Origin of the sequence: Bacillus sp. 522_BSPC, from assembly GCF_001076885.1 — a bacterium.
Classification (GTDB): Bacteria; Bacillota; Bacilli; order Bacillales; family Cytobacillaceae; genus Niallia; species Niallia hominis.
In genome coordinates this window covers 1-1,721 of sequence record NZ_JVDT01000191.1, presented here as the reverse complement: position 1 = coordinate 1,721, position 1,721 = coordinate 1, and the positions used below count along the sequence as shown (strand labels likewise).

The 1,721-nt window shown below is 37.7% G+C and carries 2 protein-coding genes; one reads left to right on the top strand and one right to left on the bottom strand.

All coding sequences use genetic code 11. The annotated features are described in order from the left end of the window. Window positions 1-346, top strand: a 346-nt coding sequence (gene tnpA, locus ADJ83_RS16155) for an IS200/IS605 family transposase (RefSeq protein WP_048718401.1), incomplete at its 5' end; no start/stop codon positions are given. Window positions 347-489: 143 nt separating this feature from the next. Here tnpA and ADJ83_RS16150 read toward each other — a convergent pair. Next, the coding region (locus ADJ83_RS16150; RefSeq protein WP_342585614.1) for an IS4 family transposase at window positions 490-1,721 on the bottom strand (1,232 nt) is incomplete at its 5' end.

Here is a 1,721-nt window from a genome sequence, read left to right as displayed (position 1 = left end):
AAGAGAGCTATGTGAAAGAAAAGGTGTCATTATACATGAAGCAAATGCCTGTCCGGATCATATCCATATGTTGGTTAGTATTCCACCAAAATTAAGTGTATCGCAGTTCATGGGTTACCTAAAAGGAAAAAGTAGCCTGATGATATTTGATCGACATGCGAATTTGAAATATCGCTATGGGAATCGGAAATTTTGGTGTCGTGGTTTCTACGTTGATACCGTGGGGAGAAATAAGAAACAAATACAAGAATATATAAGAAATCAGCTGAAAGAAGATTATATGGCTGATCAGCTAACGTTGTTCGAAGAATTCGATCCGTTCACGGGTGAGAAAAATCGGAAGTAAATAAAGAAATTCTTTAGAATTGGTGAGTGAATGTGGTGCAGAAGGGAAACCTTTTCAGTGGGCCTTTAAGGCCGAGGCCGGTAAGAGAGGCTTTTAGCCGCAGAGCAAACCACCAGTTCACACTGGTGGTTTTGATTTCCTTTTTAGTAGGTACCTAATTTTCTTTGGTTTTTTCTTTCTTGCTTTTTCTTTCCTTCTTTTACTAGGGCGACGTTACCAAATGCTGGTGCTTTTTTCTCGCTTGGAATGGGAATTTTTTGTCTTCCTTTCGATTTTCTCTTCTTTTTTGGTCGTAACCCCTTCTTAAAAGAGCTAATAGATTGATAAAGATAGGTTTGTAAAAGCCGAAAGAATTCCCATGGTGTCTTTTTAGAATTGGTTTGTAATTTAACTATAAGGGACAGTCCATAGGCGATTAGAGCTAAAAACATTTGATTCCAAATACCTTGGGGTTTCGTACTCCAGATCTTTGTCAATTTTAAATGCTGTTTGATCCATTTGAAGAATAATTCGATGATCCAGCGATTACGGTAAATTTCCATTACTTGTTGGTCGGTTAGATCGAATCTAGTTGTTACTATCCGATAGCTTCGCTCTTCTTCGTCTACAAACTCAACGTATCTGATAGGTATTTTAGATATGCCGTATAATACTTTGGCATCTCTCATGACCGAAGGGTGTGTAGGTTCATATTCTTCCAATGTATATAATCGAAGAGCCTTCGTTATCCGAACCACAAATGAAATCTCCTTCTCTTGCCAATCCATGAGGTTCTTCTTAGAAGGGTAACCGCGGTCCATTACGTAAGTAGAATCTGCTTCTTCAACTAAAATATCTGAGCTTTCAAAATCACTCACTGTTCCTGTTGAAGGCACCATTTTGTCTGGATAGGCGATATCTGGTGAAGCAACGACCAATCGAGTATGCATTTTAACCGCATGATGGCCTTTTGAAATAAAAGCCCAATCACACAATTGTTCTGGTAATCTAATCTCAGTGGAATCAATAATTTTTAAGCGTCCTATTCCATTTGGCAATCCTTTTTTTTCCTGCGTTAGACATTTAATCTTCTGAACAACTTTTACAAAAAGCTTTTGAACCCATTCTGTTGGTAAATCATTGATACGGCGGCTTAACGTAGAACCGCTTATATCAGTAATTCCAATCTCCTTACATAGTTTTGGATAAGCATCTAACTTTTCTGTCATATGAGTATAGGAGCTCCATTGATCTAGTTGAGCAGCGACAAATATCTTGAGTAAAGATTTCGTAGAAAGCTTATACTTCCCATAATCAATTAAAGGACAGTCAAAGTCCTCTGTAGGAAGCAGAGGTATGAGTAAAATGTTTGTGGGAGAATAAATATCCTTTTTGT